Genomic DNA, 18,270 nt, shown 5'->3' with positions numbered 1-18,270 from the left:
GTCCCCTGACGAAAAGCTGACGGCGGCAATAGATTTCTCGAATTCGGCAACTCGGGCGCGGCGCCGTCTTCACCAATCGTCGCGAAGTTCCGCCATCAGGACACGTCAGTTACTGCGGGTTCAAGGGTGAAGGGCTGACCGTCAACACAATGGCAACTTTGTCATTCGACTCGCTTTGACGATCTCAGCCTTGGACGTTAATTGCTGTACCGGCTTTGTGCCGATGTCGAACTGCTAGTTGCAGCATCGCGGTAAGCTGCGGCGGAGGGGCTTTGGGGACTGATGATTCTGCAGAAACAAAATTGCCGCTGCTTTGAATATCAAGCTTTGCCGTGGAAACGACGGTTACGCAACGTGGAGCTAAACGCCCGCCTACCAAATTTGGTATGGGACATAAAGACGCGCTTACATTGAGCGACCGAAAGTCTGTCACGCTCGAGCGAAATTGGTCGCGACGAAAAACGTCTTGGCAGGCTTCATGCCCGTTCTTGTAAAGTCCCGCACACAAGCTCTGTTGACTAGACGCGAGCATCGTCCTCCAGGGATCAGCCTGATTTCAGCCTTCGCCGTGTTCGACCTCGCCAACCCGCGCCCGAACCGGACGTCGGCCGCGGAGAACCTCCGAAGTAGCTCTACGGGATCGGCGACACGCAAGAGGCCTGCCATTTGCCCAACGGCGACAAGTGCAAATATCGACGCGAGGGTATCTCGCAGCCAAGCCCGGTCGGCGCGCGCCTACTCGATGTCCCACCTTCGCCTGGTGCCGCCTCTTACCTTTGAGAATGCTGCTGGGGATATTGCCGGCGATATACACTTTCTCCAGTCGTAGATTTGGCAACTCGCTTCCTTCCTTGCTGCGCCTCTCGCGGCGGACAGGGTTCCGCAGCGGCTCCGCAAGTAGAGCAAATCTTATGCCGCGGTCGAAGACCGATGAAAGATAAAGTTGTGACTGTCTCAGCTGGTTAGCTCGCGAGAACGATGCTGGGCGTGTAGCCAAGCTAACAAACTGCCGAGATAACGGCCGAATACCAACAGGTCCGCGAGCTAGAACCGGTCGAACAGTGCGGCTATTTAATCCGCTATCGGTAAATGCCGATACAGCTTTAGCACCTGATACCCGAGCCGAATCAAGTCCTCGGGGCTAGGCAACAGCGGGCTGGATGTCGTCGATTGTTTGCCGCGTCGCGACGTCATGATGAGGCCGCCGACGAGAAATCGCGTGGTCCCGAATGCACGCGTCGTTCGCGCCTCCGACTCGACCGTCCACTTCAGAAGTCTAAACGCGAGCGGAAAGGCCTCGACCGAAAGAGACCGGAGCGCGGTCTGCTCTGTCGTCGATCAACGCGCCGCCTGTCATCGCATCTCGGAAGCCCTTCGCTAGGCGGCGGATAAGGACAATGCCAGTTCGTAATATCCTCCTTCCGCTAGCCCGGCAAATCCATCGCGACGATCCGCAGCGTTTTTGGCTCGCTATACGCTGTCTTTCTGCCCGACTAATTCCTCAAACAGAGCCGAACGCTGGTAATGCGGGGGGAATGCGCGATCACCCTTCCCCTCGCCGACCGCTTGTTGCTAACAAGCTCGCCCCTCAGTACTCTCTCTGAAAGAACTGAACATCATTTGCCAGTGCTATACGCTCTCGTTGAGAATAGCTTTGTTTGAGAGTTTCGATGTCTCTTTCGATCGAATTGATTGTCGACGGTTATATGAAACTAAACAACCGTAGCGCGCTGGAGAGCCTTCTAGCGCATCGGCGGAAGCTGCTGCAGCAGTTGACCTGCGTTACCGGCACTGATCCGAAGCAAGCGATCGCTCAGGTCACTCAAGAAATCGCAGTCATCGAAAGGGCACTTGCGGCGCTCGCACGGGAGTAAACGGGAACGACGCACCGGCTCGCGTGAGTGGACGGCGTTCCGGCGCCGAACATTGAGTTCGGCCGCTTTTTTGGACGAAGCTTATTGGCGCGACACGTGATTGGCATCGCAGCGCAAGGCGTGGCCAAGGCCTAGATGCGCAGCCTTTTGTGCGAGCTACTCTCTTGTTTCAGTGATCGGCCGCTCTCAGCTGGGGGGACAAGATATTGGCTGACGGCGCTTCCACGTAAAACAGATTCTTCGTTCGGAAGGGCGGGAACGGTCGGGTGGTTTATGATCGAGATCGTAAGAGACCAGCGCTGATTGTGACCAGCTTGGGAGTAATCTAACCATTGAAGAGGCCGAATCGACAAAGCTTGTCACCGCTCCGCAGGACAAAAACGTGTCATTTTGAGCAGAGCATCGAGATGCCGGACATTGTGTGATCGGGCGAGCCTGCGCGTGCGATGGGGTGCCACCAAGAACCTCAGCGCATTGATACGACACTTGGACGGCCGACATCGCGCAAGCGTCCCATTTGACGCGCAGTCGACGAACACCGCGTACCGCTTCTCAATCGGCATACCGACCACCGCCCCGCGCTGGTGAATGTCGCCAACGAAACGCACAATGAACTTCGATGCGCGGAGCTTTTCGCGTCCGCTGCGCGCAAAAAGATACGCCATGACAATGCTCCATCGGATAACGCCGCATTTGGGTGACGTGCAATCGCTATCGATCTGCGAGGACGATACACCTCTGCGAGCTGGCCGGATCGCTATGCCGCAGGGGACGCCGCGAAGCGCGAACCTGGATAACAGGCCAGGATCTTCACCACTGAGCCCTTGAAATTCACCTCAATAACAAGCCATGTACTAGATCTATCGCCACATCGTTGGTGCTTTGGAAAGAGCTTCCTGACCAATCTGTTTAAGCAGATCGGGGCGCGTCTCACCTCTGGTGGCGGCCTCCAGGATTTTGGAGGCGACGTAGACGCGGACGCCAACGTCATGCGGTGAAATGCTCTCGCAAACCTCATCCAGGATCGTGCGCAGAAGCGCGGTCGTGGCACCGTCCAGCATTGGGAGATCTCCCTCACCCCATCAAGGAAGATAATGGGCATTTGTTGGACCACAACTCAAGTACATCAGATCGATGACCTCGCTGCGACTTTGGGTTTTGGACATTTAAGCTGGTGTAGCAGAAGCACCCTGCGCGGATACGCGAACGTCGCGTGAAAATTCATCAGAGGCGCTGCCGTAGTGCAGGATTTGAGCGCGACAGCACGGCGCATTGCATTAATCGATATTGCCATTTTGTTACAGTCTCCGCGCCCAGTAATCACATTCAGCCGGAGCGCGGCATATTTAGTGGCCAGGTTATCTCCGCGATCGTTGGATCGTCGGCCATTCTGGAACTGAGCATGAGTTGTGAGCGGGCTGGCGTCGCCAAAACCTGCGAGATGGGCGCGAGCCCTCTGCAGCGAGTGAGCTAGCAAACCAGGTCGCCGCGGCCTGCTGCTGAAACTGCTGCGATCCGACGCCGAGGCCACGAGCTCAGACAAAGAAAGTGACCGGCTCGTATCACGATTTTTTGAAACGGAACGGGAGTTACATGAATCATCTCGGCAGTAGCCGTCGTCGCACAACGTCTGTGATGACAGACGAACAGCAAGAGCTGGAGTGCTGCAAGCAAGAGATTGCGCGTCTCAGACAGCCGGTCGTACGACTTTCTGAAATTGTTTTACGCCACGTCGTAACAAGCGCGCAAAGCAGTCGGAATGTGCCTGAGTATCTGAGCGAGCCGCCGAAGTGAACTGCCCCCCTTTTCGACCGGACACCGGCGTTAGCCGGAGGAGCTAGGCCTAGTCCTAGAGGCATACGCCTATGTCTGACACGTTTTCGACGATGGAAGTCATCACCGGCGTTGCCCGGCGGCGGCGATTTACGACGGGGCAGAAGCTCTTGCTCGTCAACGAGACGCTGCAACCGGGCATGTCGATCAGCTATGTTGCTGCTCGCCATGGGCTCTCCCCGAGCCTGGTCTTCCGATGGAGACGGCTGATGAGTGAAGGGGGCGAGGAAGCGGTGCCGGCCGACGAGAATGTGGTCGCCGCGTCCGAGGTCCGGCGGCCGGAGGAACGGGTTCGAGACCTCGAACGCTTGCTGGGCCGCAAGACCATGGAGATTGAGATCCTCAAGGAGGCTCTTGATCTTGCACGCGTAAAAAAAACGACCTTGCTGTCGCGACCGCAGGCACCGGAGGATACCCCCGTGAAACGGGGGCTCGACCGGGCCTCGTTGGAGCTACACGCAGCGAAAAACTTCGTCTTCAGGACTATCTCCGCGCCTGGCCCTTAGGGGAACTCGTGAGGCTCCTGCTTTGGCGCCGGCGCACCGAGCAAAGCGACGGGATGGCAGGCCAGGAATGTCCAAAGGTGACAGGCCGCTGCAAGCGCTGCAAGAATCGCGGTCGAATAGATGTCGTCGCGAAGCCGCTTGGATCGGGCCAGCCTGTTGGCTCTGTAGGTCCTGAAGTCGATGATTTTTGCCGATGTTTCTGTCACTTGACCTCCACCCGCTCTAGACGGCCATTCGAATTCTCTGACCAGGGCCGTAACTCAGTCCATTCCTAAGCCGCTCGCCGCCATCGAAGCCATTTCTGATCGGCCTCCCGTCGCGCCTTGAAGCGGTTGACGCATTTCTTGGAGCAAAGGGCCGTTCGCCAGCAGTAATGGCGGATCAGCCCAAACTTTCCGCCGCAGATCGCGCAACATGTGGCTGAGTGATAGAGAGAATTACGCAAGCTAATGTGCATTCTCATCTCCTGTGAGACATTTAGTTGGGAAACCCCACAGCCCCCTGACCACAGCACCGCGCGGAGCAAAGGTCCGCTCGCCCGGCGGGCTGTCCACCCGGTTCTTGCAGCCATCAAGTGACTGAAGTGCGATTGCCTCGCGAAGCAGTACTTTCCGCAGAAAGCCTCGCCAAGAATTCGCTCAAGATAATGGATTTCTCTAATCGTGCTTAGCGCAATTCGCTCGACATTTCGACCAATTGCTGCGCCTTCATCGGTCAGCCCGCAGGATTGCTGCGGCGCTCGGATCAGGACCGCTTAAAGAGCACGAGCCTGCGACCTTGTGTGCGTGCACCCTCGTGGGACACTCAAACGGAAGCAATACGGACACTTTCGCCTTGCAGCTGTCACAGCAGACGATTGCACGGTCAGATGCATCTCACATCAGCAAGTCAGCAGCGTCACGAATGGCAGCATAGATTTCATCGAGGTCGGCCGCCGTAACGCAGTAAGGCGGCATCACGTAGATCGTGTTACCGAGTGGGCGTAACAGCAGATTCCGCGCTTGGAAGAACGCCAGAAGTCTCGGACCGATGTCCGCCAGATAGCCGGCATCGCTCGTGTTGAGTTCTAGCGCTGTCACTGTTCCTGTGCGTCGGACGTTTTCGAATCGTGAATCGGTGCGGAATGGCGCGAGTGCCTGTTCTTGCATCTTGGCCAGGGATGCTAGCCGCAAGCGATATTCCTGATCCCGCCATAGATCCAGATTAGCCTTGGCGGCGGCACAGGCCACTGGATTGGCGGTATATGAGCTCGAATGAAAAAACGTACGCGTGCGGTCTTGCGAATAATGCGCATCGAAAATATCGGCACGACAGAGTGTGACGGCGAGCGGGAGCGCCCCGCCCGTGAGGCCCTTCGAATAGCAGGCAATATCGGGCGTGACATCGGCCTGCTCACACGCAAACAATGTACCCGTCCGGCCCCAGCCGGTCATGACCTCGTCCGCAATGAACAGGACGTCCAAGCCTTCGCAGATCCGCTTCATTTCTCTTAGCACCGAGGGAGAATACATCAGCATTCCGCCTGCGCCCAATATCAGCGGCTCCACGATGAAGGCTGCGGGATGTTCGTTTAGACAAGCGGCTTCAAGCGCATCGAGCGTTGTTTGCTCAAGATCTCTTGTCGGAAATGGAATCGAGGTCACCTCGAACATCAGCGGGCCGTAGGCCGCGTTGAACACGCCTCGGCTACCTACTGACATCGCACCGATCGTGTCGCCATGGTACGAGTGCTGCATCACCACAATTCGGGTTCGCTCTTTTCCGGTATTGCGCCAGTAGCCGAGCGCCATTTTCAGTGCGACCTCGACGCTGGTCGACCCGCTATCGGAGAAGAACACATGCTCGAGCGCCGGGGAGGTGACCTTCAATAGTTCTGTCGCAAGTTGCTCAGCCGGTTCGTGAGTGTATCCGGCGAAGATGACCTGGTTGAGCTTGTCTGCCTGCTCTCGGATCGCGTTCACAATGCATGGATGGCAATGGCCGTGAGTCACGACCCACCAGGAGGAGATTGCATCGATAAGGCGTCGACCATCTTCAGTATAGAGATAAGCCCCCTCTCCCCGCAGCACCTTCGTCATGTCGCACTGTAGAGCATGCTGCGTGAAAGGGTGCCAGATCGGCGACCTCTTGGCCATTTTCATAGGTTCACGAAATCACTGCCAACGAAAGAGTGTTTGAAAGCAGCCTGCAGCCTATCGTCCGTGAGGGGAGCAAGCCACGGGAGCCGTCCCAACCAACGTACCCTCCCGATCTCGCAAATCGCACTTTCAGTTTCGGCGTTTCTCTCGCCGATAAAGGCAATTCCAAGGATTCGAATCTGACGCTTACGCAGAGCCTCTATGGAGAGCAGCGAGTGATTGATCGTGCCCAGTCCCGTCCCTGAGCAAATCACGACAGGAAGCTGCCAGCGCTCGAAGATGTCGATGTAAAGGGTGCGAGCTGTCAGCGGTACCATGAGCCCGCCGGCGCCTTCGATCACAAGTCGCCGCTCGCCGCTGTCAGGCAGTCGAAGCCTCTCTGTATCTATGCGAATGCCGTCGATCTCCGCGGAGTAATGCGGCGACGCAGGCGTCCGAAGTCGGTAGAGCTCCGGGACAATCCGATCGGACGAGAGGCCACCGAGGCGGCGGACGCACTCGGAGTCGGTCTCTTGTTCGAGCCCAGCCTGGACTGGCTTCCAGTAATTCGCGCCTAGAAGGCCGGCGAGCCCTGCGGAAAACACCGTTTTGCCGACGCCGGTGTCCGTACCAGTCACGACGATCCGCTTATTCATCAAACCGAGCCCCTCGTCACATCAACCAGCGCATCGAGCATTGCGCGCACGTCCGCCTCCCCAACATTGAGCGTCAACGCAATTCGCAAGCGGGCGGTGCCCGCAGGAACGGTTGGCGGCCGAATTGCGCGGATATCGAAGCCGCGCTCCTGGAGAGCGGAGGCAAGTCGCATGGCATGATCATTGTTACCTACGATGTACGGCACGATCTGAGAGGTCGATGGTGTACGCAAACCGAGAGAGGTGATGCGCCGATGCGCGAACGCAACGAGTTTGGCCAGCCTTTGCTGCCTCTCCGGCTCTTTCTGCAGGATGCGCAGTGCCTCTCGAACGGCAACGGCGATCAATGGTGATGGCGCGGTGGCAAAAATAAACGGACGGCAGCGGTTAACCATGAAATCGCGCAAGATGCGGGGGGCTGTAACAAGTGCACCCGCCGCACCGAGCGCTTTGCCGCAGGTGTGAACGACGATGAGATTTTCGCGCCCGTCATAAGGGGCCGTGAGCCCTCGTCCCTCATGCCCGTAAGCGCCTGTGGCATGAGCCTCATCCACGATCAGAAATGCGTCTTGGCGATCAGCGATTGCAACCAGCTCCTCAAGTGGAGCGAAGTCGCCATCCATACTGTAGAGACTTTCGGCTACAATCCAGACCCGGCCCGCTCCACCTTTGTTTCGCCAGTCGCGAATTGCATCTTCGGCTGACTGGGGGTCATTGTGCGCGTGAATTCGGTACTCTGCTCGGCCGGCTCGCGCCCCTTCGTGAATACTGGCGTGCACGAGCGAATCGAGAACGAGCAGATCACCGTGTTGCGGCAAGGTTGTTAGGAGGGCAAAATTTGCGATGTAGCCGCCTCCAAAGAAAAGCGCTGCCTCCGCGCCAAAGAACTGAGCCGCTTCGGTTTCGAGTTGTTCGTGCTCCTCGCAATTGCCTCGCAGAAGCCGCGACCCGCCGGCTCCAACCGGAGTTCCTGCCTCGAGCGCGGCGACCATCGCGTTTTTGATGCGCGAGGGCACTACCAAGCGCCAGATAGTCGTTCGATGCGAAATCGATCCCTACGCGCGGCTTGAGGCATCGCAGCCGTTTATCTTCGTTCAAGACATTCAACGCTGCGACATACGGACTAAGTCTAGCTGTTTGGATGGACCGCATTCATCATTCCCGAGGAACGCTCAAGCAAGCAAAAGATGCTTTGGAAGAAGGAAGGAAGGGGCCGTTAGGTTCAACTTGGCAGGATGCGATTGTCTTGATCCACACGCACAATGCGTGGCATAAATATCTTTGCTTCGGCCTCATCGAATGAGGCATATGCAACGATAATGATCTTGTCTCCAGGCATCGCCAGTCGGGCGGCCGCACCGTTCAGGCTTATCGTGCCGGACCTCGGCGGCGCCTCAATCACGTAGGTGGCAAAGCGCGCTCCTGTTTCAACATTATAGATTTCGACGCGCTCATTGATCACCATTCCGGCAGCCTCCAGCAGCGAACGATCTATCGAGATCGAGCCTTCATAGTGCAGATCAGCTTCGGTGACTGATGCGCGATGGATTTTTCCCTTCATCAAAGTTATCTGCATTTCTCACCTAGGCTGGATATAGGAGCAACAGACTGCGCGCACTGCGTCCGTCGAGCGAGCCCGGACGTGATGCCGAGCCGACCCAGCAGATCCGCGTCGCGATCAACTTTCGGATTATTGGTGGTCAAGAGGACGTCGCCGATGAAGATCGAATTTGCGCCGGCCAAGAAGCAAAGCGCCTGCAATTCATCGGTCATATATTGCCGCCCAGCGGATAAGCGAACCACACTCCTCGGCATCATGATCCGCGCGGTCGCCACCAGCCGAACCAACGCTATCGGATCGGGAGGCTCCGCGGTGTCTTCCACCGGCACGCCCTCGATCCTGCTCCACAGGTTGATTGGCACGCTTTCGGGATGGTTTGGAAGATTGGCCAACAGCACAAGCATACCTAGGCGGTCCTCCACGCGCTCGCCCATGCCGATAATCCCGCCGGAGCAGATCTTGATGCCGGCATCGCGCACCCGCGCTAGCGTATCGATGCGGTCCTGCAGGCTACGGGTGGTAATTATCTTGCTGTAGAACTCGGGCGATGTGTCGACGTTGTGATTGTAGAAGTCAAGGCCGGCCTCCGCGAGACGTGCGGCCTGCTTCGGCGTCAGCATGCCGAGCGTGACGCACGTTTCCATGCCTAGTTCCTTGACCGCCTTGACCATGTCGCAGACGGAATCAACATCGCTATCTTTTGGCGTGCGCCAGGCCGCCGCCATGCAGAAGCGCGTGGCGCCTGCATCCTTCGCGCACTGCGCGGTCGCAACCACATCCGCGCAACGCATTAGACGAGTGGCTTTCAGGCCGGTCTCGTAATGCGCGCTTTGCGAGCAGTAGCCGCAGTCCTCCGGACAGCCGCCGGTCTTGATGCTGAGCAGGCTCGCAGTTTCAACGTGATTTGGATCAAAATTCTTGCGATGGGCGCACTGCGCCTGAAGCATCAGGTCGGCAAAAGGGAGGTCGTAGAGCGCCTTGGTCTCTTCGACTCTCCAATGACAACGAACCTGCGCATCGATGCCTGTTTCTTTGCGCTGGAGTTCCGCGGCATCATCCATAACCATCCTGCTCAATTGTAGATAATCGCGTCAATTATCTATAGTCATTGCTCTCGAAGAGATGCTAATCGAGCTGCCTCGCAAATGCATCGGTTATTGCGGTAGATAATCTATGATCACTGCTGACAACATGACGACAGTCGCGCGCATCGCGGATTCAATCGCTGAGCGCATTATCAGCGGCGCCTTAGAGCCAGGGACGCCACTTCGCCAGGATCACGTTGCACGAGAATTCAATTCGAGCCACGTCCCCGTGCGCGAAGCCTTTCGGCAGCTGCAGGCACAACATCTTGTTGTCGCTGTGCCACGTCGCGGTGTTCGGGTCGCTCCGCTCGATACCCGTTCAGTGAAAGAGATCGCCGAAATGCGAGCTGCGCTTGAGGTGGTGGCTTTGCGCCATTCGGGGCCAAGGCTCACAACAGGTCATTTGACTCAGATCGAGCTCGCCCTGACCGAAGGAGATAATGCAAAGACGGTCGAGGAGTTTGAGATGGCCAACCGCGCCTTTCACCAAGCCTTGGTCGCGCCGTGCGGAATGCCGCGTCTGCTCGCGAGCCTCGATGGACTGCAGCTTGCCAATTCGAGATTGGTGTTCGCGATGGCGCGATCAGTGGGCTGGCGACCGCGCTCCAATCAAGATCACCGCCTGATCCTGCAAGCCTTGCGAACGCGCAACTTAGATCAAGCCTGTAACCTGCTCACGCGGCACATTCAAACCATTGAGCGCCTTGCCCTTCCGGCGTCCTGAGCAACACTGGCAAATTTCATTACGGATCGCCGACGATCGCAAGCGACGATGATGTGGCAACTGACTAGCCTCATTGCAACGGCCTCTATTCCCATATAGTTATGGTCCAGCTAGCGACATCTCCAGGGATGGCCATGATTCGCCACATCGTCTTCTTCAGCGCCAAGGAAGAGGCGCGCATCGACCAGATCATCGAAGGTCTTTCGCTTCTCACCACGATACCCCATGCGCGCCGGCTTGAGGTTGCCCGCAACCGCAAGACCGATCAGGTCGGCAACGATATCGACATCGTGGTTTATGGTGAGTTCGACAGCGAAATGGAGCTCGCGGCGTACAAAGCGCACGACCTCTACCAACAGTCGATTAAACGGGTCCGACCGCTCCGCGAGCTGCGGTTCGCGGCCGACTATGATGTATCGACAGATGCCCCTTCCACCTCCACGGCAGGATGATCCAGGTGCTGTCGCAGCAAAAAACACTGTCAGGTTAGCCTGGTAGTGGACCTCAAGTTTCGGCCCATAGCAGAGAAGCCTCATTCTCATCGGGTCGGCCAACCGAGGGAACGGCACTTTCACGACGTCAGCCACCGGTGACCGACAACCCGATGTACGTTCGCGAGTTGCAGTGGATTGAACCCGTCACAGCGATGCGACGTCTCGGGCATCGATCGCAACTCACGTTTCTCGATAGCGCAGCAAGGCGCGAGCTGCTCGGGCGCTACTCATATCTAAGGTGCGATCCGTTCAGCACCTACACCGTCGCAAACGGCCAAGCCAGTTGGAACGGACTATCTCTTAAGGCCGATCCATGGAAGGTCCTTCGCGTTCTACTCGCGAAGTACCCGCAAGAGCATCGTCCCGAACTCCCGCCCTTCCAGGGAGGAGCGGCAGGCTACCTTGCCTACGACATGAACAGGACATTGGAGCGATTGTCTGCGCCGACAATTGCCGGTCTGGGCTTGCCCAATCCATCCTGCATTTCTATGACCTTGTCATCAGCTTCGACCACCGGGCTAATAAATGTTGGATCGTCTCGACCGGATAGCCGGAGCAAAATCGCGCGGGACGGAGCGAACGAGCGCGTCGTCGAGCCAACGAGTTTGCAGCACTGCTTGCCGGTCGAAAGCCGCCTCAGAATGGTAGTCCTATGAGAGCGGGCGCGTGGCGCTCGAACTTCAGCCGCGAGGGCTACATTGCGGCGGTACAACGCCTGATTGACTTGTTGGCGGGTGACGTGTTCCAGACGAATATTGCGCAGGGTTTCGGCACCCGGTTGTCGACCCCATTTGATCCGCTCGCCTTCTATTGCCAACTACGAGTATTGAATCCGGCGCCGTTTGCCGCCCTGCTACGATGGGGAAAGCTGACCATCGCATCAAGTTCGCCGGAACGATTCCTGAAACTTGACGGGCGACAAGTCGAGACACGCCCCATCAAGGGCACGATCGCGCGTTCGCCGGATTCGAAGGAAGACCACCGCCGTGCGTCTGTTCTCCTCGCTTCCGAGAAGGATCGCGCCGAGAACACGATGATTGTCGATCTTTTGCGAAACGATCTGTCGCGCGTTTGCACTGCGCATTCGGTACAGGTTCCGGCTCTGTGCAATCTCGAGTCTTATGCCTCGGTGCACCACCTCGTGTCGATCGTTACGGGGGAACTTGCCGGAGAGGAAGACGCCGTTAGCCTGCTCCGGGCTTGCTTTCCCGGCGGGTCCATTACAGGAGCGCCAAAGCTACGGTCGATGGAAATTATTACAGAAATCGAGCGCATAGCGCGAGAGGTCTATTGCGGGGCAATCGGCTTCATCGGCTTCAACGGGCACATGGACACAAGTGTTGCGATCCGCACTGTCACGATCGACGGCGACCTGGCTGTGTTTCATGCGGGCGGCGGTATAACGGCCATGTCGGAGCCCCAGGCCGAATACGAGGAAACGCTCGCTAAAGCAGAGCGAATCTTTGATGCATTTCATTTTCAACCATCTGGTGGATTTTGATTGCCATCATCGATAGTTACGACTCCTTCGTCTTCAACATTGCCCGCTATTTCCACAAGCTCAGTGAAGCAACGGAAGTGATCCGAAACGACGCTATCAGCATCAGCGAGCTCGTTCGTCTCGATCCGCGCGCGGTGGTCATATTGCCCGGCCCCTGCACCCCAACCGAGGCGGGAATATCACAGCAGTGGTCCGGGAGCTTTCTGGACGCGTACCAATTCTGGGCGTTTGCCTTGGACATCAGTGTATTGCGAGCGTTTTTGGAGGACGGGTGGCGCGAGCGCATCGGCCCATGCACGGTCGGCGCTCATACGTCGCGCATGACGGCCGAGGGTTATTCAGGGGGCTGCCAACCCCGCTTGAAGTCGGTCGCTACCATTCTCTTGTCGTCGAGTTTGATCAATCACGTGCGCAGAACCTCATAGTGACCGCGCGTTCGGAGGAAGGCGAGATCATGGCCCTCACGCACGGTTATCATCCCACCTATGGCGTCCAGTTCCATCCCGAGTCGATCCTTACCCCACAGGGCCACGTCCTGCTTATGGACTTCTTGCGACTCACAGAGAACTTCCGAAAGCAGGCCAAGCAATGAAAGGCTCGGCCTACCGATCAAGATGGTGGACCGTTACTTTCCGACGGGGTTGGAAGGCCAGCGTTATACGACAGGCATTTTGTGGTAATCAGCGCTATTCCGTGCTCGGCTCCGCGGTCAGCGGCGCGCCTCCGACAGAGACTGCACCTTGCGGTTTTGATGGCCGGACGTCTCTCTTGGCCGGCTTGGATGTGGTGCGCACGGGCGGCGGAGAAGCAGCAGGAGCAGGTGAAACGACAGGCGCCGGCTTCTGCAGCTCGTGGATTCTTTGGGTCAGGGCTTCGATCTGGCCCGAGATCCGCTTTAGCTCGGCTTGCTGAGCATCGAGGTTGCGATTGAGCTCGACAATTTCATCGGCTGTCTTCTGCTGCCCCGATTGGATCCCTAAAAGGACGTCCTTATCCTCAGGTGACAAGTCGCGAGTGGGAGCCACGATTCCGTGCGCCGGTGGCGCCTCGGCAAACGTCTCGATATCAGTCCAATAGTAGGCTCCTCCTGCGCCAAAAACGAGCAAGACGGCTACAAGAGCAAAACTCCAACGAAAGCCTTTCGATGGTCTCTGCAAGACCGGTGGCAACTCCGATGCTTGGGATTGATCCGTCACAGCCTTACCCGCTCTGTTCATTTCGATATGCTTTGGTGGTTCTCGTTGCCGCGACAAAAGACGATGGTCAAGAGCTGCCGCGCGCCGTAACAGCCGCCGCAACGTTCTCAGCAATGTTGTCTCCCGCATCGGAGTTTTTGCTTTGCGAGCTACTTTCGACGATCCCGGGCACGCGGAACCAGAGGCGAATCAAACCGCACGCGTCTTTTCGCTGGCTGATCATGCCATGTTGGCATACCCAAGATTTCAGAAGGGCACACATGTTCGACGTCTGCCCAAACGATAGACATCACTGCTCGTCGTATCGGCTCGACCATCTGTCTTAGGCCGTTCGGCGAATGGCCAATAAAGACGGTACGCCTGGCGAGCGTCGGCCCGGAGATCAGGTCGGCCGTTCAGAAACACGAGCACAACATGCGTAACGGAACGATTCGAAGACGTGGATCCCTATGGAAACCTGAGCAGATCATGTCGATCGCCGGGCCTCCATTACAGCCATAGCAGCGTCCTGTCCGGCTGCGCACCGCCTTTGCGAGAGGCCTCGCAGAAATCCCAGCGCGTCGACTGTCGAGCGCGGGATCTAAATGAAAGCAAGTGCGAGCAGGCTGGAGCAAAGCAGCGCAACGCCAGCGGCGGTGAGCGCCAACAGGCTACCGGACATAATGTCATGATTACGCATCAACCGTCCTCCACAGCTCGCGGAGGCAGCAGCGCGGGCTGTCTTGCGGTGTTAAAGTCCCCCTAAATTACTACTCGAATTCGCTGCACCATTCCTGCGGCCTCCTTGCAAAAACGCATTTTTTAGGCGGAATGATCGCCCCGATAGCCAACCTCCGGCAAGAACAGTCGGTTATTAGCTTTTGGCTGCGAATACGCTGGGATCCATGGGATGCGAAAGGCCTCCCCTTCTCCAAGGCACCAGATGTGAGCCGCTTCATAATTGCGATAGATTAACTTGAGTAATAATGCATGCGCAGTCTTCTGATTCTCCTCGTGGCGTTTACGATCATCTTGACCGCACGCAGCCAGCACCAGAATGGCTTCGACCCACGTCAGAGGGCGCCCATGCCTCCCGTCAATGTGCCGTAACGCAAGCATCTTGCTCCGAATGACTTGACGCGCTTTATCAATATCGGGACGCAATTAGTGACACCGCTCATGCCCACGATCTGCGCCGCCGCCTTGGTAGGCAATGCACCTTCCGCCGAAGGGCTCAAGCTAAATGATCTCGAAGTATCTCCGACGTTCAAAGTCGGTGACCCGATGTTGCACGACCTCCCACTCCCAACGGCGCGAGCAAGAAAACATTTCAACAAACCTTTCTCCGAACACATCACTGGCCGCTGCAGATTGGGCAAAGCGATCAGTTGCCTCTGATAGGCTTTGAGGCAGTCTCGCGCACGGAAGGCACATCTCCACGCCTGCTTCACCGACGATCGAAGCCGGCAGTGACGATCCTGTCTCGACGCCCAATATGCCGGAACCAATCGCAGCCGCGAGCGCGAGATATGGGTTCATGTCTGCGCCAGGCAGCCTATACTCCAGCCGATGGGCTGATGGCTCTCCGGGAATGGAGCGAACCGCGCAGGAGCGGTTGTCAACTCCCCAGCTTGGATAGATTGGCGCCCAGCAGCCAGGAACCAATCTTTTGTAGCTATTGAAGTTTGGCGCCGCGAGCACGCAGAACTCATTCATGTAGTCTAGTTGTCCGGCGATGAATTTCTTCATCAGCTTCGAGACGTTACCGGACGCATCACTGTCATAAAACGCATTTCGGCCATCCGAGGACATGGAGATGTGAATATGGCCGGACTGGCCGGGCCATTGCTCGGAAACCTTGGCCATGAATGTAGCCATCATCCCTCGGGTTTGCGCCCAGCCTTTTATCATCGACTTGAATATGGTTGCCCGATCGGCAGCTTCCAGCGCATCACAATGACGAATTGACGCTTCAACCACGCCAGGTCCCGTCTCAAAGTGTAGTCCGCTGAGAGGTATTCTAGCTTTTTCACAAAGCGCTAAGATCTCATCGAACAGCTCATGGTGCGCGACAGATCGCGCAATCGAGTAGCCGAACGGGCCGCGCGTTAAAGGCGCCCACTCCCCGAAGGGCTTTTCTTCAATCGTGTCTGCGTTCTCCTTAAACAGCATAAACTCAAACTCGAACCCGACAGTGCAGTCGTATCCGTGGTCAGAAGCCCTGCGCAGGACCCTACGCAGAACTCCGCGCGGGCAGATGTTCTCATGCGCGCCCGTGAATTCCGCGAGGTAGAGATATTGATCGCTGAGATGAGACACCGAACGGCCGGTGCCTGACAGAATACGCAGGTCAGCATCTCCGAACGCTGATAGCGGATTCTGCGTGAAACTAGCCGGAATGAGCCGGTCTTCACAATCCCACGCCAGCACCGCTTCAGAGAACTTGATAACTTTATCTCCACCCTTGAAATCTTCACCTAAGAGGTGTTTGCCTCGCAGAACGCCATCGAAGTCGCTCACGCCGACCATCGCCGCGCGGGCTGGATTCGCTCTAGTCAACCTGGCATCAGTCGGCATTAGTCGCGATCCTGCATCACTAAGTCGAATACCTGATCCATCCGCATTGCTCGTAACTTTCGATAGTCATCCTCAAGCTGAATCAATTCGCTATTCACCAGATAAACGATGCCCGGCGTCGAAGCCAAGTCAGTGGTTGGAACTAGCTGCCCACCAATCGGAACGAATGCAATGGCATCCGCGTAGCTCGGGAGCTTGCGTATCATTTCGAGGCCCGGATGACCTGTAACGACACCGCTCCTGTCCGAGATCAGCGAGACGCATAGCGCATGCGACTTCCGCTTGTAGGGCCCCCGTAGCCTCATGTACTCACGAAAGCCCTTAGGATCTGCGTAGCGCCAGGCCGTTAGCGTCATATGGTTATGCCCCAGCGCCATCGTTCGCGCCTTTGCCGACATAGTCCCTTGAAGTCTCGCCCCGAAGTCCACCAGAACCGGCCCTCGATGATCGACAATGATCTCGGCGTGAGCCGGCCCTTCGACAATTTGAAGCGCCTGCAACGCACGCTCCAGGTACTCGGCCAACTCATGAACGATTGGTTCGCCGCCCTCCAACAATCTCTCCAGTGAGCAAACCGACGACGCTCCCTCGATAGGCACAGTGTCATACGTCCAGGCCTCCGTAACGAAGGCTTCACCGCCAATCGAGATGGCGTTTACGGTATATTGCTGTCCATTTATTTTTTCTTGCGCGAGGGCAAAATGATTAAAAGCGCCGACACGATTTGTCTTCCCGATGATTGTGCTTAGCGCCCGCTGAATATCAGCATCCGTCGAGCAGAAGAACACGTCCTCCGTGCCCGTACTGTTCAGGGGCTTGATCACGATCTCATCGAACTTCGCTTCTAGCTTCCAGCTTGCGATCTCTGCCGCATTGTCGGAGACAACTTGTCTGATCGATCGCACACCAGCATAGGTCAACGCGCAGGACAATCGCGCTTTGTCGCGCCTAGCAGCCGATAGTGCGGTGCCATTGGAAGGCAATCCAAGCCGTTCCGACAAAGAATCGGCCAGTTCAACCCCGGTCTCGCAGCCCGCGATAACGAACTCTAATTCCCGACCATGGAGAGCCTGAAGATGATATTCAACGATGTCGTCAAACCCCATGCGCTCGCTGGGGCGAACGACTTCTTCGTATAGATTCGCATCGAAGTGCGATTCAAATATGGGTGGAATCCGGGCCGCCGACATCGCATGCAATGTTCCGATGCCATATCGTTTGAATTCTTCCGGTAAGTATCGGCCGGTAGAGTATGCGTCCACGACGACGCATTTCCGTTCTTTCATACGGATCTCCTATATTGCAAGTAGATGTTGGTGACAGCGATAGCCGTTATGAGGACGTTACCAACGAACGTATGTGATGAGGGCACGATGCGAGCATCGAAGTACTGGAACAGGAAGGTGATGACGGGGGCCGTTGACAGGACCATGTTGACCGTGAAGGGCTCTACCCGGCGGATGCCCTGCTGGATCAAGAGCAAAGGTAAGACGATCGTCGACAGGCCAATTGTAGCAATCGCCAACCAATGCTGTGCAATTTCGGGTCCGACGGATGAATGGTCCACCAGTCCCAGCAGCAAGAGAATCGTTCCATAGAACCGATGAGCCAGCACTTGTCGGCCCGAAAAACCCCGGTCGAACAGTAATTTCACGAGTATATTTGTGATGGCGATCGATAGGCCGGCCACGATGGCCAAGACAATGCCAAAGGATGAGCGAGCTCCCCACTCCACACCCGCGTTGCCGCTGGCTGAGATCCAAATCATGTAACTTCCGATCGCTGCGATCGCAGCACTGACGACTATCTCGGATGCTGGAGGAGAACCCCGGCGCCTGATCACTGCGTTTAGCCAGATTGTTGCGGCCGGTCCCAGCGCGACCATGAACGAAACAACGATCGCAGGCTCGACGTATTTCAATCCGATGAATAGGCCCACCCAACTGATTGCTGTCACGACATTGAGTACGATGAAGGCTAAAACCGATCGACTTCCTACTCTTGCTTCGCCTCCCTCGTGGCGGGCCAAGAAGTTGAACGTCAGACAAACCACCGCGAATGACAGCAGGAGCGCAACAAACGCATCTCCTTGCTGAAAATAGGATGCAGCATAAACCTCGCCTGCCGCGCTCAGAACGACATAAAGGGCCACAAAGAGCACTCCTAA

General features: G+C 56.9%; 13 protein-coding genes and 4 pseudogenes. 6 read left to right on the top strand and 11 right to left on the bottom strand.

Annotated features, from left to right (window positions below):
* The first annotated feature begins 1,670 nt into the window (after positions 1–1,670).
* The gene (locus tag ACVW16_RS25440; RefSeq protein ID WP_456701769.1) at positions 1,671–1,874 is read left to right on the top strand and encodes a hypothetical protein; all 204 of its coding nucleotides are present in this window, start codon (positions 1,671–1,673) and stop codon (positions 1,872–1,874) included.
* A 359-nt stretch (positions 1,875–2,233) separates the two neighbouring features.
* On the opposite strand, the gene ACVW16_RS25435 is transcribed toward ACVW16_RS25440, so the two are convergent.
* Positions 2,234–2,539 carry a hypothetical protein gene (locus tag ACVW16_RS25435; RefSeq protein ID WP_456701768.1) on the bottom strand — a complete coding sequence of 102 codons (306 nt, stop codon included), beginning with the start codon at positions 2,537–2,539 and terminating at the stop codon, positions 2,234–2,236.
* Between the two features lie 195 nt (positions 2,540–2,734).
* Entirely contained in the window at positions 2,735–2,935 is a 201-nt protein-coding gene (locus ACVW16_RS25430) for a hypothetical protein (RefSeq protein ID WP_456701767.1), read from the bottom strand.
* 804 nt (positions 2,936–3,739) lie between these two features.
* Between ACVW16_RS25430 and ACVW16_RS25425 the strand changes: the two are divergent.
* Positions 3,740–4,102, top strand: a pseudogene (locus ACVW16_RS25425) (transposase); the annotation flags it as partial.
* A gap of 986 nt (positions 4,103–5,088) precedes the next feature.
* Here ACVW16_RS25425 and ACVW16_RS25420 read toward each other — a convergent pair.
* The 5 genes and pseudogenes from ACVW16_RS25420 to bioB all read right to left on the bottom strand — a co-directional run bounded on the left by ACVW16_RS25420 (position 5,089) and on the right by bioB (position 9,608).
* Entirely contained in the window at positions 5,089–6,354 is a 1,266-nt protein-coding gene (locus tag ACVW16_RS25420; RefSeq protein ID WP_456701766.1) for an adenosylmethionine--8-amino-7-oxononanoate transaminase, read from the bottom strand.
* Positions 6,351–6,986, bottom strand: coding sequence for a dethiobiotin synthase (bioD, locus tag ACVW16_RS25415; RefSeq protein ID WP_456701765.1), 636 nt, complete (start codon positions 6,984–6,986; stop codon positions 6,351–6,353). Before bioD ends, ACVW16_RS25420 begins: the two co-directional genes overlap by 4 nt.
* A pseudogene (locus ACVW16_RS25410) lies at positions 6,986–8,138 on the bottom strand (8-amino-7-oxononanoate synthase). The gene bioD and the pseudogene ACVW16_RS25410 overlap by 1 nt, the downstream one beginning before the upstream one ends.
* A gap of 70 nt (positions 8,139–8,208) precedes the next feature.
* On the bottom strand, positions 8,209–8,562 hold the full coding sequence (gene panD, locus ACVW16_RS25405; protein WP_456763525.1) for an aspartate 1-decarboxylase: 354 nt from the start codon (positions 8,560–8,562) through the stop codon (positions 8,209–8,211).
* Positions 8,553–9,608 (bottom strand): biotin synthase BioB, encoded by a 1,056-nt coding sequence (gene bioB / locus ACVW16_RS25400; protein WP_456701762.1) that lies wholly within the window; start codon positions 9,606–9,608, stop codon positions 8,553–8,555. Before bioB ends, panD begins: the two co-directional genes overlap by 10 nt.
* Before the next feature lie 112 nt (positions 9,609–9,720).
* Between bioB and ACVW16_RS25395 the strand changes: the two genes are divergently transcribed.
* The 4 genes and pseudogenes from ACVW16_RS25395 (at position 9,721) to ACVW16_RS25380 (ending at position 12,943) form a co-directional block, all read left to right on the top strand.
* Positions 9,721–10,356, top strand: a complete 636-nt coding sequence (locus ACVW16_RS25395) for a GntR family transcriptional regulator (RefSeq protein WP_456701761.1) — start codon at positions 9,721–9,723, stop codon at positions 10,354–10,356.
* A gap of 134 nt (positions 10,357–10,490) precedes the next feature.
* Entirely contained in the window at positions 10,491–10,808 is a 318-nt protein-coding gene (locus ACVW16_RS25390; RefSeq protein WP_456701760.1) for a Dabb family protein, read from the top strand.
* A 137-nt stretch (positions 10,809–10,945) separates the two neighbouring features.
* A pseudogene (gene pabB, locus ACVW16_RS25385) lies at positions 10,946–12,351 on the top strand (aminodeoxychorismate synthase component I).
* Positions 12,348–12,943 (top strand): annotated as a pseudogene (locus tag ACVW16_RS25380) (anthranilate synthase component II). Before pabB ends, ACVW16_RS25380 begins: the two co-directional pseudogenes overlap by 4 nt.
* Before the next feature lie 94 nt (positions 12,944–13,037).
* Here ACVW16_RS25380 and ACVW16_RS25375 read toward each other — a convergent pair.
* From ACVW16_RS25375 to ACVW16_RS25360, 4 genes are all read right to left on the bottom strand, one after another.
* Positions 13,038–13,661, bottom strand: coding sequence for a hypothetical protein (locus ACVW16_RS25375; protein WP_456701759.1), 624 nt, complete (start codon positions 13,659–13,661; stop codon positions 13,038–13,040).
* 1,104 nt (positions 13,662–14,765) lie between these two features.
* Positions 14,766–16,103 (bottom strand): glutamine synthetase family protein, encoded by a 1,338-nt coding sequence (locus ACVW16_RS25370; RefSeq protein ID WP_456737643.1) that lies wholly within the window; start codon positions 16,101–16,103, stop codon positions 14,766–14,768.
* Complete coding sequence (locus tag ACVW16_RS25365; RefSeq protein WP_456701757.1) at positions 16,103–17,389, bottom strand: ATP-grasp domain-containing protein; 1,287 nt, start codon at positions 17,387–17,389, stop codon at positions 16,103–16,105. Before ACVW16_RS25365 ends, ACVW16_RS25370 begins: the two co-directional genes overlap by 1 nt.
* Complete coding sequence (locus ACVW16_RS25360) at positions 17,386–18,255, bottom strand: EamA family transporter (protein WP_456701756.1); 870 nt, start codon at positions 18,253–18,255, stop codon at positions 17,386–17,388. The genes ACVW16_RS25365 and ACVW16_RS25360 overlap by 4 nt, the downstream gene beginning before the upstream one ends.
* Positions 18,256–18,270 lie beyond the last annotated feature (15 nt).

The organism is Bradyrhizobium sp. USDA 4474 (assembly GCF_054057515.1).
Note: the sequence above shows the minus strand (reverse complement) of the source record. Positions and strands in the feature narration are given on the sequence as shown.